Consider the following 14,623-nt stretch of genomic DNA (forward strand, 5'->3'; position numbering starts at 1 on the left):
CGTGATGGCTCCCCTCACTGAGGGGAGCCGTAATGCTTGTAAGGAAGCCAATATGCATACTCCGATGTTTTCGTTGGAGGTATTCCCGCCGAAGCGCAATGCGCCGGTCGGCACCATCTATGACACGCTCGACGGCCTCGAGGGTCTCGAGCCGGACTTCATCTCGGTCACCTACGGGCATGGCACCCATACGGACCGCACCGCCACCGCCCGCATCGCCAACACCATCCGCAACGAATACGGCATCCCGGCCGTGGCCCATCTGACCGCCCTCTATTCTGACCGGGACAAGGTGGACGAGGCGCTCGACATGTTCGAACAGGCCGGCGTCCAGGCCGTGCTCGCCCTGCGCGGCGACTACATCGAGGGGGAGGAGCCGGTCGGCGTCTTCGAGCACGCCAGCGACCTCGTCGCCTACATCCGCGAACGCAAGCCCGAGCTCAAGGTGTTCGGCGCATGCTATCCGGAAGGCCACTACCAGTCCTCCTCGCTCGACGAGGACATCACCAACCTGAAGACCAAGGTGGATGCTGGCGTCACTCACCTGATCTCCCAGCTCTTCTACGACAACGACGACTTCTACCGGTTCCTCGACAAGGCCCATGCGGCCGGCATTGACGTGCCCATCGAGGCGGGCATCATGCCGGTGCGCGGCGCCAAGTCCGTGCGCCGCATGGCCGAACGCAACGCCTCGCGCATCCCCGACCATCTGGCCGTGATGCTCGACCGTTGGGAGGGCAACGCCGACGCCATGCGCGCGGCCGGCATCGCCTACGCCTCCGAACAGATCACCGACCTCGTGGCACACGGCGTGGACGGCATCCACCTGTATTCGATGAACCACCCGGCCACCACCCGCCGCATCTGGCGCAACGTGGAGCCGCTGTTCGCCGTCTGACGGCCCGTCCCCGTCCATCGACGGCCCGTCCGCGGACGTCGCCCACCACCGCCCGCCACTGCCGCAGATGACGCCGCAGATGGTGCCGTGCGACGCGAGTTTGGGAGAACGCCGGGGATGACGGCCCCAAGCGTATATAGTGGAATTCCATGGAACTCAAGACGACGTTCAATCCCGGCTCCATGGACCTCATCAGGGCGGGTCTGCAGGATCTCGACAAGGCACGTTCGCTGTTCGACCAGCTCAAGGCGGACGACATCCCCGACAATCGTAGAGCCGAATTGCTGGGCGTGCTGGCCCACGCCGGCGACCCGGACGTGGCGCTGAGCAATTTCGTGGACATCGTCAACGCCATGCAGTCCTCGGGCCGTGACCTCGAACAGGTGATTCCCGATGGTGCGGCCCTCAAACGTCTCGTCACCGTGCTCGGCGTCTCCGACGCGCTGGGCAAGTTCATGCGCTTCAGGTCGGACCTCGTCGCCGCGGCGGCCACCGACGAATGCAACAGTCACCTGTTTAACCATGCGCAGCGGCGCGCGCGCTTGCTCAAGGCGGTGGGCGCCGATCCCGACGACGCCGCCCATCCCACGGCCTCCAAGGACCTCGCCGAGGCGGCGACGGCCCTGCGCGCCGCCTATCGTCGCCAGCTGGCGGCCATCATCGCCCAGGACGCCGTCGCCGACGACCCCACCGCCATCCAGCCGACCATCAGCCGCGAACTGTCGGACCTCGCGGACGCGGCCCTCGAAGGCGCGCTGGCCATCGCCCGGCACGAGGTGGACGGCAGCGAGCATGTGCGCTTCACCGTCATCGGCATGGGCAAGCTCGGCGCCCAGGAGCTGAACTACGTATCCGACGTGGACCTCATCTACGTGGTCGAACCGGCGGACAAGGAAATCGACCACCAGACCCTCATCCGCGTGGGCACCAAGATGGGCACCACGCTGCAGCGCGTCTGCCAGTCCGCCATCATGGGCGTGGCCGAACAGCCCCTGTGGCAGATCGACGGGGGACTGCGCCCCGAAGGCAAGGACGGCCAGCTGGTGCGCGTGCTCGACTCGCACAAGACCTACTACGAGCAGTGGGCGGAGAACTGGGAGTTCCAGGCGCTGCTCAAGGCCCGTCCCGTGGCGGGCGACCCCGAGCTCGGCCAGGCGTACATGGACATGACCCGTCCGTTCGTCTGGAGCGCCTCCAAGCGCAAGAACTTCGTCTACGACTGCCAGAAAATGCGCCAGCGCGTCGAGGACCTCATCCCCGCGCCCCTGAAGGACCGCGAGATCAAACTCGGCCGCGGCGGCCTGCGCGACGTGGAATTCACCGTGCAGATGCTGCAATTGGTCCACGGCCGCACCGATGAGACGCTGCGCACACGCGACACGCTCGAATCGCTGCACCGCCTGTCCGAGGGCGGGTACATCTCGCGCAAACAGGCCGTGCGCATGTCCCAGGACTACCGGTTCGAGCGGGTGATGGAGCATCGCCAGCAGATCTGGTCGCTCAAGCGCACCCACCTGTTCCCGGACCTCGGCCGCGCGTCGGTCGGCGGGCTGGAGCGCAAGCGCGACATCGACGTGGACGAGCTCAACCGCAACCCCGAGCTGCGCCGTCTGGCCCGCGCGTTCGGCATGCATCCGGAGGAGTTGGTCGAAAAGTACGACGACGTGCGCCGCGAGGTGCGTCACCTGCACCTTGACATCTACTACCGTCCGATGCTGCCGGTCAACGCCCAGCTCGAGGACGACCAGATTGGCCTGAGCGTCGAGGCCGCGCAGGAGCGTTTCGCCTCCATCGGATTCGGCGACCCGCAGGCCGCCATCCGCCACGTACAGGCCCTCACCGCCGGCGTGGGCCGCGCCGCCAAGATCAACCGCATCATCTTGCCGGCCGTGCTGCAATGGCTCGGCGAAGGCCAGAACCCGGACATGGGCCTGCTCAACTGGCGCAAACTCGAGGAGAACTTCGGCACCGAATCCGGCTACCTCGGCTTCCTGCGCGACTCCACCTCCGCCGCCCAGCGCCTGTGCCATGTGCTGTCCAACTCGAGGTTCCTCGGCGACGCGCTCAACAAGTCGGTCGAATCGATCAGCTGGCTCGGCAACGACGACGACTTGAAGGCCCGCACCCGCGAGGCCCTGGACGTGCAGACCCACTCCTCGCTGGAGCGGTTCGGCACGAGCATCAACGAGTTCGCCAACTCCATGCGCGCCATGCGCCGTCACGAGATCGAACGCATCGGACTGGCCTGGATGAGCGGCGTCATGACCGACGACGCCAGCCTCAAGGCCATGACCGACGTCTATGACGCCATCATCGACGCCTCGCTGACATGGGCGATCCGCCACAGGACCGCCGAATTCGGCGTGAACAGGGCCCCGGCGGGCATCGCCGTCATCGCGATGGGCCGGTACGGTGGACGCGAGGTGAACTTCAGCTCCGATGCGGACGCAATCCTCATCTACCGGCCCGCTGACGACGCCGGGGACGCCGAGGCCAACGCCTTCGCCAAGAAGGTGGTCGAGGACCTGCGCAACATCCTGCAGGGCCCCACCACGCTCGAACCCAAGATCGAGCTCGATCTGGACCTGCGCCCGGAAGGCAAGAACGGGCCGATCGTGCGCTCCTACGCCTCCTGCGAGGAGTACTACGAGTCCTGGGCCTCCACATGGGAGCGCCAAGCGCTGCTGCGCGCCCGGTACGCGGCCGGCGACGCCGAACTGGCCCGCGACTTCCTCATCAACATCGCCGACCCGCTGCGCTACCCGACCACGCCGCTGACCGACACGGAGGTGCAGGACATCCGCCGGCTCAAGGCGCGCATGGAGGCCGAGCGTCTACCGCGCGGCGTGCGTCGCGAACGCCACCTCAAGCTCGGCAAGGGCGGGCTGTCCGACGTGGAATGGACCGTGCAGCTCCTGCAGCTGCAGCACGCCGGCGACATCCGCGACCTGCGCGTCAACGGCACGCTCGAGGCGCTGGAGGTGCTCGAGGCCAAGAAGCTCATCAGCGCGGTGGACGCCATCCAGCTGCGCAAGGCCTGGACGCTGTGCACCGCGGCCCGCAACGGCAACTACCTGTGGTCCGGCCGCGCCAATCAGGCCGACATCCTGCCCGACGACATCTACTCGCTCGGCGGCATCGCCGTGTACCTCGGCTACGGCGCACATCGTGGCCAGCACTTCGAGAACGATCTGCTGGGCGTCATGCGCAAATGCCGCGACGTGTGCCAGCGGCTCTTCTACGGCCAGATCGAGGAGGAGGTCGGCGCGGCGGGCGTCGGACGGGCCGGCGCCGGGCCGATCGGTTCGGTCGCACCGGCAAAGCCGCGCATGCACGTCATCGCGCCGCGTCTGGCCGCCAACCGTCGCCGCGCCCAGCGGTAGTGGCCCGCGTCGGAAGTTCGTTGATTATATTCAAGGGGAGCCAAAAATATAATCAACGAACTTCTGGTGCAGGATGCCAGCCATGCCAACGCTACTTGCAACATGAACGCGAGGTGACGCGCGGGTGGCGGGGGAGTGCGGCGCGCGTCGTGGAAATGGTCTATAGTCGGAGAGGTCACGTTAGTGGCCACCTTATCCGCTTCACGCACGAAAGGTGAGCCGTGTCAACTCCACAAGAGCCGGCGGAGACGCCGATGATCGGTAAAAGCGTCATCTCGCTTGATGATCTCTCCATTGCACAGATTCGGGATTTGCTGCACAAGGCGCAGTACATCGACGCGCATCGCAAGGAGGTATCGCACACCTGCGAGGGCAGGGTGCTGGCCACGCTCTTCTACGAGCCCTCCACGCGCACGCGCCTGAGCTTCGAGACCGCGATGCTGCGTCTCGGCGGCAAGGTCATCGGCTTCGCCGGAGCGCAGTTGGCATCCGTCACCAAGGGCGAGTCCATCGCCGATACGCTCAAGACCGTGTCCAACTACGTGGACGTCGTCGCCATCCGCCACCCGAAGGAGGGTGCCGCGCTGGTGGCCTCCCGCGCCGCCTCCGTGCCGGTCATCAACGCCGGCGACGGCGGCCACATGCACCCCACGCAGACGCTGGCCGACCTCGCCACGCTGCAGTCGCGCTTCGGCCGCGTCAACGACCTGACCGTGGGCCTGTGCGGCGACCTCATGTTCGGCCGCACCGTGCACTCCCTGATCGAGACCCTGTGCCGCTTCGGCAACGTGCGGTTCATCCTCATCAGCCCGGACGAGCTCAAGACCCCGCAGTACGTGATCGACCGCATCAACGCCACGCCGAGCTGCTCCTACGTGGAGGTGCGCGACCTGGCCTCCGTGATCGGCGACCTCGACGTGCTGTACATGACCCGCGTGCAGAAGGAGCGCTTCTTCAACGAGGACGACTACCTGCGCCTGCGCGACACGTACATCCTCGACGAGGACAAGCTCTCCCTCGCCAAGCCGGACATGGCCGTGCTCCACCCGCTGCCGCGCGTCAACGAGATCGCCGTGGAGGTGGACGACGACCCGCGCGCCGCCTACTTCGAACAGGTCAAGAACGGCATGCTCATGCGCATGGCCCTTGAAAGCTCCGTGGTGGGCGACGACCTGCCCGGCTACGAACCGCTCGAATCCAAGGAGGTACGCGCCTGATGGAAGTCACCAGCATCGTCAACGGCATCATCATCGACCATGTGCCGGCAGGCACCTCGCTCAAGGTGCTCGAATACCTGAAGATCGACCCGTCCAAGACCAAGCTCGCGCTCATCATGAACACCACGTCCAAGCGCTACGGTTCGAAGGACATCATCAAGATCGAGGACGACAAGGACATCGACCTCGACGTGCTCGGCTTCGTGGCCCGTCAGGCCACTGTGGACGTGGTGCGCGGCGGCACGATCGTGGAGAAGAAGCAGCCGAACCTGCCCGAGCACATCGTCGGCGTCATCAAGTGCGTCAATCCGCGCTGTGTGACCACCACCGAGCCCGGCATCAAGCAGATGTTCCATCTCGTGCACTCCGAACGTCTCGAATACCGCTGCGACTACTGCGATGAGGAAGCCAAACTGTGAGCATCACACTACGCAACATCAGGGTCTGGAACACCGGCGAGATCATCGACCTCACGGTGCCGGGCCTCGCCGACGCCTACTTCGCCGACACCGATACCGTCCGTGACGGCGCAGACATCGACGCCACCGGTCTGACGCTGGCCCCCGGCTTTGCCGACCCGCATGTGCATTTCCGCGACCCGGGCCAGACCTACAAGGAGTCGATGGTCTCCGGTTGCCGCGCCTCGGCATCCGGTGGATACACCACCGTGCTCATCATGCCGAACACGCTGCCCGCGCTCGACGGCCAGACCGTCACCGCGCTCGACGCCGAGGCCGGCAAGCCCGGTGCGCGCGAGGTGCTGGACGCCGGCGCGACCAACGTCATCGACTTCCTGCAGCAGTACGATCGCACCCATGATGTGAAGCTGCCGGTCCGTTACGACCTGTGCGTGTGCGCATCCAAGGACCGCGCCGGACGCGAGGCCAGCGACACCGCCGACTGGCTCAGGTACGTGCCCGGATTTGAGGATGACGCCAAGACCGAGGCGATGAACGCGCATCCCGTCACCGCGATCAGCGATGACGGTTCCGCCGTGCCCGAGCCGATTCTCGACCAAGTGCTGGCCAACGCCAAGGCGTCCGACCTGTACCTCATCGAGCATTGCGAGCACCACGACACTGGCGCGGTGAACGACGGCCCGGTCTCCCGCAAGCTCGGCGTGCCCGGCATTCCGGAGGACACCGAGCTGAAGATCGTGGCGCGTGACATCGAGGCCGCCCGTCGCACCGGCGTCCACGTGCACTTCCAGCACGTGAGCACGGCGATCTCGTTCGAGGCGATTCGCGCCGCCAAGGCCGAAGGCCTGCCGATCACCTGCGAGACCGCGCCGCACTATCTGGCGCTGAGCGACGAGGCGCTGCTCGAATACGGTACGCTCGCCAAGATGAACCCGCCGCTGCGCTCCGAGGCCGACCGCAAGGCCACCATCGCGGCCATCGAGGACGGCACGGTGGACCTACTCGCCACCGACCACGCCCCGCACACGATGGAGGAGAAGGCGTTGGGCTTCCTTGAATCGCCCAACGGCATCATCGGACTCGAATGCGCGTACGGCGTGTGCCACAAGGTGCTGGTGGACGGCGGCCACATCTCCGACGAGCGGCTCATCGAGCTCATGGCCGTCGAACCGATGCGCCTGCTGGGCCACGAGCCCACGGACATCGCCGCCCTCGTCGAGGGCTACGCCGAGCCCGCGCCCACCGGCGACGATTCAGAGGGCGTGAACCGTCTGCTCGATCTGAGCCGCGTGGAGGACGCCGCCAACGTGGATCTGGCGGTGCTCGCCACCGATCAGGCCTGGACCGTGGACCCCGAGCAATTCCACTCCAAGGCCCGCAACACCCCGTTCAGCGGATGGCAGGTGACCGGTCGGCCGCTCGCCACCATCATCGGCTCGCAGTTCATGTTCAGCCGCATGTAGGCAACCTGTCTTGCGGCTCCCCTCAGTCGCGCTCCGCTGACTGGCTCCCCTCCACAGGAGCACCCCACAAGTAGAGAAGGACTTCAATGGACCGTCTTATCGAAGCCATCGAGAACACACAGAACCCGTCCGTCGTCGGCCTCGACCCCACCGAGGCGCTGGTGCCGCCGCAGGTGGTAGCGAGCTTCGCCGACGAGGTGCGCGATTCGGTCGAGACCCCCGAGGAACTGCCCGCCGCGCAACTGGCGGTGGCGTATTTCGAGTTCAACCGCACCATCATCGACGCCGTGGCCGATATCGTGCCCGCGGTCAAGCCGCAGATCGCCATGTACGAGGCGCTGGGTCCCGCCGGCGTGGACGTGTACACGATGACCTGCGAATACGCGGCCCAGCAGGGACTGTACGTGCTCGGCGACGTCAAGCGCGGCGACATCGGCTCCACCGCTGCCGCCTACGCGCATCATCTCAGCGGCGTGGGCACCGGCGCGGGCGTGGATGCCGCGACCGGCGACGATGCCGCCGATAACGGCGAATCCGTCGTCTTCGACCCGTGGCACGAGGACGCCGTGACCGTCAACCCGTACCTCGGCACCGACGGCATCACCCCGTTCGTCGAAGCCGCGACCGCCGCTGACAAGGATATCTTCGTGCTCGTGCGCACCTCCAACCCGTCCTCCAGCGAGCTGCAGATGCTCGATCTGGCCGACGGTACGAAGGTCTACGAACATGTGGCCGACCTCGTGGAGGGCTGGGGCGCCGAAACCCGCGGCCGGCACGGCTACTCCCGCGTGGGAGCCGTGGTGGGCGCCACCCATCCCGAGGAGGGCCGTGCGCTGCGCGCCCGCATGCCGCATACGTTCTTCCTGGTGCCCGGCTACGGCGCCCAGGGTGGCACCGTGCAGGATGTGGCCGGCATGTTCGACGAGCGGGGCGGTGGCGCGATCGTCAACTCCTCGCGCGGCATCATCGGCGCGTGGAGGAAGAGCGGCAAGTACGACGCATCCATGAGCGCCGACGACGCGCTCGACCTCGTGGCCGAAAGCGCGCGTCAGGCCGCGCTCGACATGCGCGACGCGCTGCGCGTGGCCGTCTACCGGTGATTCGCCGGTGCCGGAAGCCGGTCATGGGGCAGGGCGTCCGGCATCGATCGGTCGGCATCGACCGTTCATCGTTCATCGTCAGCCGCAGACGTATCCTCTGCATACGAACCTTGACTAAGGACAGCACAACACCAATGACATCATCATTCACATCCACCTACGACGTGGTGGCGGAGGCGCAGGCCGCGGGCTACTTCCCGCCCCGGCACACCGTCGAGGTCACCGACGTGCGCGAGCTCGCCGACCATGTGGTGCGGCTCACCTTCCGTGACCCGTTCATCGCCTCCCACGCCAAGCCCGCCCAGTTCGTCAACCTGTTCACCCACGACGACTTCATGCTCATGCCCCGCCCGTTCGGCGTCAGCGAGGTCGAAGACGACGAGGTCAGCGTGATCTTCGCCGTCATCGGCCACGGCACCGAACAGCTCGCCGAGCTCGAGGCCGGCGACGGCGTGGACGTGCTCGGCCCCCTCGGCCGCGGCTTCGACCTGAAACAGGACGCCAACTACATTCTCGTGGGCGGCGGCCTCGGCGTGCCCCCGCTCATCTACGCCGCGCAGAAGCTCGCCGAAAACGACGCCTCCTTCGCCACCGCCGTCTTCGGCTACCGCGATGAGCATTTCGCCGAGGAATACGTCTCCCGCTACGCCGACTGGTCGTGGAGCATCGACAACGCCGAAGGCAACGTGGTGGACCTGCTCAACCGGCTCGAACAGGGCGATGCCCTCAAGGCGTTCGACCGCAAGCCGATCATCCTCAGCTGCGGTCCGCTGCCGATGATGAAGGCCGTGGCCGAGTGGGCCGCCGAACGCGACATTCCGGCCCAGCTCAGCATGGAACAGCGCATGGGCTGCGGCTACGGCACCTGCGTGCTGTGCACCGTCGATACCGTGGACGGCCGACTCAAGGTCTGCTCGGACGGCCCGGTGTTCACCCGCGAACAGCTTGGATGGGGGGAGTGACCATGTGCGCGAACCGGAACGTCAACGACCGTCACATCAACATCTACGAGGCACATGAGTGGAAGCACCCCACCAAGGTGGCCGGCATCGAATGGAAGAATCCGGTGGGCACCGCCTCCGGCACGTTCCAGTACGCCGCCGTCCGCTGGTTCTATGACGTGAGCCAGCTCGGCGCCGTGGGCACGAAGGGCTGCTCGCCGGTGCCGTGGGAAGGCAACCCCGGACCGCGCACCGCCGAAGGTCCGGCCTCGAACCTCAACGCGGTGGGTCTGCAGAACCCCGGTGTGGACCATTACCTCGCGCACGACCTGCCGGCGCTCAAACAGGCGGGCGCTCTGGTCGTGGCCAACGTGGCCGGTCACTGTGACGACGACTATATGCAGGTGGTGGCCAAGCTCGCCGATTCCGACGCGGACATGCTTGAAATCAACGTGAGCTGCCCGAACGTCACGCACGGCGGCATGAGCGTGGGCACCGACCCGGTGGCCCTCGCCGCGCTGATGGACAAGCTGCGCCCGATGACCGATAAGCCGATGGTCGTCAAGCTCACGCCGAACGTCACCGACATCACCGTGCCGGCGCGCGCCGCGGTCGAACACGGTGCGGACGCTCTGAGCATGATCAATACCGTGCTGGGCATGCGCCTTGACATCCGCACCGGCGAGCCGATCATTGCCAACAAGACCGGCGGCGTCTCCGGTCCGGCCGTCCTGCCGATTGGCATCGCGGCGGTTTACCGCACGCGCACCGCGCTGCCGGAGATCCCGATCATCGGCATCGGCGGCATCGACTCCGGCGAGAAGGCGCTGGAATACCTGTACGCCGGCGCGAACGCCGTGGAGGTGGGTGCGGCCGCGCTCTTCGACCCGGTGGCGCCGCTGCGCATCGCCCGCGAACTGGACGATTTGCTGGACAGCCGTCCCGAACTCGCTGCTAAACTGGCCGCAGGCAAAACTTGGAGGTAACCGGCACGCCTCCGGTTCCCTGCTTACGGGGGAACCGGAGGCGAAGCCGTCTGAGGGCAGCCGGATACAAGACTTGGAGGTAGTCACTATGGCAGAAACGCTCGCACACCGCTTCACCGAATTCCTGCTGGAATCCAACGCGCTGAAATTCGGCGATTTCACGCTGAAGTCGGGCCGTCAGAGCCCGTACTTCATCAACGCAGGCGCGTTCGACGACGGCAAGAAGATCGCCGCGCTCGGCGCGTTCTACGCCGAGAAGATCAGCCAGGCGATCGTGCACAACACCATCCCGCGCGACATCGACACCGTGTTCGGCCCGGCCTACAAGGGCATCCCGCTGGCCGTTTCCACCTCGATCGCGTTGACCGCCCGCCATAACATGACCGTGGGCTACACCTTCGACCGCAAGGAGAAGAAGGACCATGGCGACGGCGGCTGGATGGTCGGCACCCCGCTCAAGGACGGCATGAAGGTGCTGCTCGTGGACGACGTGATGACCGCCGGCACCGCCGTGCGCGAGGTGATCCCGAAGCTCAAGGCCGAAGCGGACGTGGAGGTCGTTGGCCTCGTGCTTTCCGTGGACCGCATGGAGAAGACCAAGGATTCCGACGTCTCCGCCGTCAAGGCCGTGGAGGCTGAATTCGGCTTCCCGGTGCTCGCCATCGCCAACGTGCGCGAGATCTTCGACGCCGCCGCCAAGATGAAGAACGCCGACGGCACCCCGTTGCTCAGCCACGAGCTCAAGCAGCGTGCCGAGGCCTATCTCGAGCAGTACGGCGCCTGACGGCGGCGGATTACCGGGGCCGCTGCTTGATTCCTTGTGCGGTTCCTCGCACGGTTTCTTTCACACAGACCCGCCAAGCGCCCCCTCGATGGGGGCGTTTTTTCATCGGCGTCCATCGGGGCCGCGAAGAAGCGCTTGCCCCGATTCGGTTCCATCGATCCCGCAACCATCCGACCGTGAAGATGAACTTTCGGTGACATAGCCTGCGCACCGGGGCCTTCATCAATACAGTGGAAGTATGAGAGATGATGCGCAGGGGCAGGTGCCGTTTGATGGGGGAGCGGCGCCGAAGAAGACACAATCCGGAAAGAACGGCGATGCCAGGGCCGGCGGAGACATCGGCATCGGACCGGGGAATGACGATTCCTCGGCAAACAAAGCTATCGGACGTGGCATCGCCATTCGCACAATCATCGCGGTGGTGCTCGTCGCCGTAGTCGTGTTCGTCGCAGCGTTCGCGGTCGGCCGGTTCACCGAGGATCCGACGAAAAGCCAGGGCTATCTCGACGTGGAGGCCAAGGCCGCCAAGGTCGAGGAGCAGGTGGCCGACAATCGCAAGAAGACCGAGGAGCTGACCGAACAGCGCAACGATTTGCGCAAGCAGGCCGCCAAGGCCCAAAAGGAAGTCGAGGACAATAAGAAGGTCTTCGGCGAACTCGGTGGCAACACGGCCGCCGGGGCCGAGCCGCTGACCATCGAATCGATCAGCGAGAGGCCGGACACGTTCTACCAGCAGTACGGGACTGCGAGCGGTGCGGATAAGTACTACTATCCGCAGATCACCGTGCGTAACAACTCGGGTCATGTGGTCTACAGCATCAGTCTGCGCATCGATATCGTGGGACAGGACGGGACCGTGCTGAAAAGCGACGCTTCGGCGTATGCGAGCAACATCGTGCTCTATCCCGGCAAGACCGCGGTGTGCAAAGGCACGATTCAGGACACGGGCTTTTCCGGGGCCACGCTGAAACCCACCGGATACTATCTGACCATCCCCGACACGAGCGGCAGCGGCGGTTCCGACGGTACCACGACGGAAAGCCACGAATTCGGCAAGGACGTCAAGACGGCGGTGATTTCATGAGTGACGAACAGCACGAACACGACAAGCTGGGCAACGAGCAGTATGACGAACGGCATGGCATCAAGGGTCCTGCCGTGGCTTCCGATGCAGCTAGGGCCGCGGGGTCGGAATCGGGGTCACCTTCGGCGACGTCCTCCGAAAAGGGATTGCGTGAGACGAAAACGCATGGAGAGGAATCCAATCAACTGCATCATCGCGGGCCGGTGACCGCCAAGGTGCCCACGAATGAGACCATGACCGTGGGCGATCGGGTGTTCTCGATTCTGGACAAGGCGTTCACATGGCTGGGACAGACCGGACGGGCCGCGTCGCGGGTGTCCGCAGGCAACGCCAGCGATGCCGACCGCGCGCGTTGGGACATCGTCAAAGGACCGCTTGCGGGGGTCGCCAAAGCGGCGGCGACCTTGGTTTGCGTGGGTGTGCTGATGTGGGCCGGCTCGACCGGTTACCGGCTCGGCGGGCAGTCCGTGGTGGTCGCGGACACGCCACAGTACCAGCAGGCCAGTCAGAAGCTCAAGTGGGCCAACGTGGACCTGATGGAGTCCAAGCAGGACGTCGCCAACCGCGAGAAACAGATCAAGGAAGCCAACGACGCCATCGACCAGGCCAAGAAGGACCGCGAGAAGTACGGCAAGATCGTGGAGGAGGTCCAGCAGGCACAGCGGGAGAGCAAATCCCCGGTCCTAACCGTGATCGCGATCGGCGACACGTCGCAGTCGTACATCTTCTTCGAAACGCCGATGACAGTGCACAACAATACCGACAAGACGTATTCGTTCTTCGAGGTCTACGTGCAGGCCACGGATGCCGATGGCAACGTGGTCCATTCGGGATACGCGCTTGGGGAAAGCGAGACCACTTGCGAGCCCAACGCCGATTGCCAGATCAAGCTATTCGACGAATTCGATCCGCGCGGCCTGAAGGTGACCCCCACGTACTGGAGCGTGACCGCCACTGACGGCAGCAGCGACTACGGCCGCTACGGTGCCGACGTCATGAGCAAGCAGCTCTGAGCCATTGGCATCCCGTCCAGATAGGCGATGAGCCCATCCGGATAGAGGGAACGGACGGTAAGTACGCGTTCTGACGGGGATGCCGCGTACATACAGTCCGTTTGCGACCCTGGAGCGACGGTAAGTATGCGGCTCAACGAGGGTGCCGCGTACATACAGTCGGTTTGGGGCCCGGAACGGACTGTAAGTATGCGGCTGGTTCGTCGAGCCGCGTACTTACAGTCCGTGGGAGGTCCGATAGCGCGGATTACGGCTGGCGTATACGACGAAGGCGGTTCTCCTCCCGGAACAGGGGAGGAGAACCGCCTTCGTGTGGATGTCGTCCGGTCGGTGCGTCAGTCGATGAGCTTGTAGCCGTGGGAGGCCACCACGGACTTGAGCTTGGTGAGATAGGTCTCGGCGGCCTTGGACAGCTTGGCGCGCTCGTTGGTGATCCAGCCCACGAGCATCGTCTCATCGGAATCGAGCGGGACCGTCACGATCTTCTCGTTATTGAGGTCGCCGTTGTCGATGCCGGTGCACACCGTGTAGCCGTTGAGACCGATGATGAAGTTGAGGATCGTGGCGCGGTCGGTCACGTTGATCTGCTTGGGGGAGTACTCCGGCCAGACCGCCTCCTCGTAGAAGTAGAACGACCCCTCCTCGCCCTGCTCGTACTGCAGGAACGGGTAGGGCTTCAAATCCTCCATCGTGATGACCTTCTTGGCGGCCAGCGGGTTGTCACGCGAGATGAACACATGCAGCGGCGCGCGGAACAGCGGATGGAACTCGAGGTGCTTCTCGCGCAGGAGCTTGCCGAGCACGTCCTTGTTGAAGTCGGACAGGTAGATGATGCCGATCTCGGAGAGCATGTTGGCGACCTGGTTGATGATGTCGCGCGTGCGGGTCTCGCGGATGGTGAACTCGTACTCGTCGGACTTGATGGAGTTGATCATCTCCACGAACGCCTCGACGGCGAACATGTAGTGCTGCGTGGAGACCTGGCACAGCTGCTTGCGCGGCTTGGCATGCTTGTAGCGCTCCTCGAGCAGGTCGGCCTGGTCGAGCACCTGACGGGCGTAGGTGAGGAACTCCGCGCCGTCCACGGTCAGGGCGATGCCCTGCGAGGAGCGGGTGAAGATCTCGATGCCGAGCTCGTTCTCCAGTTCCTTCACGGAGGAGCTCAGGGCGGGCTGGGAGACGTACAGGGCATGCGAGGCCTCGTTCATCGAGCCGCATTCGACGATTTTGACGATGTATTTGAGCTGAAGCAGAGTCATAAAAAACGGTTATAGCAGTGGGACTAGCCGATGGGTGCGGTTATAGCCAATTGTTTCCATGTTCCTGTCTGTCCTG

At 65.1% G+C, this 14,623-nt stretch carries 12 protein-coding genes; 11 read left to right on the forward strand and 1 reads right to left on the reverse strand.

Annotated features, from left to right (window positions below; translation table 11 throughout):
* Positions 1-52: 52 nt before the first annotated feature.
* The 11 genes from metF (at position 53) to BMYO_RS10175 (ending at position 13,288) form a co-directional block, all read left to right on the forward strand.
* Complete coding sequence (gene metF, locus BMYO_RS10125; protein WP_094668345.1) at positions 53-898, forward strand: methylenetetrahydrofolate reductase [NAD(P)H]; 846 nt, start codon at positions 53-55, stop codon at positions 896-898.
* A 149-nt stretch (positions 899-1,047) separates the two neighbouring features.
* Positions 1,048-4,281: a bifunctional [glutamine synthetase] adenylyltransferase/[glutamine synthetase]-adenylyl-L-tyrosine phosphorylase gene (locus BMYO_RS10130; RefSeq protein WP_094668346.1), complete on the forward strand. Its 3,234-nt coding sequence runs from the start codon at positions 1,048-1,050 to the stop codon at positions 4,279-4,281.
* Between the two features lie 254 nt (positions 4,282-4,535).
* The gene (gene pyrB, locus BMYO_RS10135) at positions 4,536-5,498 is read left to right on the forward strand and encodes an aspartate carbamoyltransferase (RefSeq protein WP_094668347.1); all 963 of its coding nucleotides are present in this window, start codon (positions 4,536-4,538) and stop codon (positions 5,496-5,498) included.
* Positions 5,498-5,917, forward strand: a complete 420-nt coding sequence (locus BMYO_RS10140; protein ID WP_094668348.1) for an aspartate carbamoyltransferase regulatory subunit — start codon at positions 5,498-5,500, stop codon at positions 5,915-5,917. Before pyrB ends, BMYO_RS10140 begins: the two co-directional genes overlap by 1 nt.
* Positions 5,914-7,380 carry a dihydroorotase gene (locus tag BMYO_RS10145; protein ID WP_094668349.1) on the forward strand — a complete coding sequence of 489 codons (1,467 nt, stop codon included), beginning with the start codon at positions 5,914-5,916 and terminating at the stop codon, positions 7,378-7,380. The genes BMYO_RS10140 and BMYO_RS10145 overlap by 4 nt, the downstream gene beginning before the upstream one ends.
* 86 nt (positions 7,381-7,466) lie before the next feature.
* On the forward strand, positions 7,467-8,480 hold the full coding sequence (gene pyrF / locus BMYO_RS10150; RefSeq protein ID WP_094668350.1) for an orotidine-5'-phosphate decarboxylase: 1,014 nt from the start codon (positions 7,467-7,469) through the stop codon (positions 8,478-8,480).
* A 134-nt stretch (positions 8,481-8,614) separates the two neighbouring features.
* Entirely contained in the window at positions 8,615-9,442 is an 828-nt protein-coding gene (locus BMYO_RS10155) for a dihydroorotate dehydrogenase electron transfer subunit (protein WP_094668351.1), read from the forward strand.
* Entirely contained in the window at positions 9,430-10,407 is a 978-nt protein-coding gene (locus BMYO_RS10160) for a dihydroorotate dehydrogenase (RefSeq protein ID WP_169834135.1), read from the forward strand. Before BMYO_RS10155 ends, BMYO_RS10160 begins: the two co-directional genes overlap by 13 nt.
* 88 nt (positions 10,408-10,495) lie before the next feature.
* Positions 10,496-11,191, forward strand: coding sequence for an orotate phosphoribosyltransferase (gene pyrE, locus BMYO_RS10165; RefSeq protein ID WP_094668353.1), 696 nt, complete (start codon positions 10,496-10,498; stop codon positions 11,189-11,191).
* Positions 11,192-11,429: 238 nt separating this feature from the next.
* The gene (locus BMYO_RS10170) at positions 11,430-12,275 is read left to right on the forward strand and encodes a hypothetical protein (protein WP_094668354.1); all 846 of its coding nucleotides are present in this window, start codon (positions 11,430-11,432) and stop codon (positions 12,273-12,275) included.
* On the forward strand, positions 12,272-13,288 hold the full coding sequence (locus BMYO_RS10175; RefSeq protein ID WP_094668355.1) for a hypothetical protein: 1,017 nt from the start codon (positions 12,272-12,274) through the stop codon (positions 13,286-13,288). Before BMYO_RS10170 ends, BMYO_RS10175 begins: the two co-directional genes overlap by 4 nt.
* A 335-nt stretch (positions 13,289-13,623) precedes the next feature.
* On the opposite strand, the gene BMYO_RS10180 is transcribed toward BMYO_RS10175, so the two are convergent.
* Entirely contained in the window at positions 13,624-14,547 is a 924-nt protein-coding gene (locus BMYO_RS10180; RefSeq protein WP_094668356.1) for a LysR family transcriptional regulator, read from the reverse strand.
* Positions 14,548-14,623: the final 76 nt, after the last annotated feature.

Source organism: Bifidobacterium myosotis, from assembly GCF_002259745.1.
In the GTDB taxonomy this organism is placed as follows: Bacteria; Actinomycetota; Actinomycetes; order Actinomycetales; family Bifidobacteriaceae; genus Bifidobacterium; species Bifidobacterium myosotis.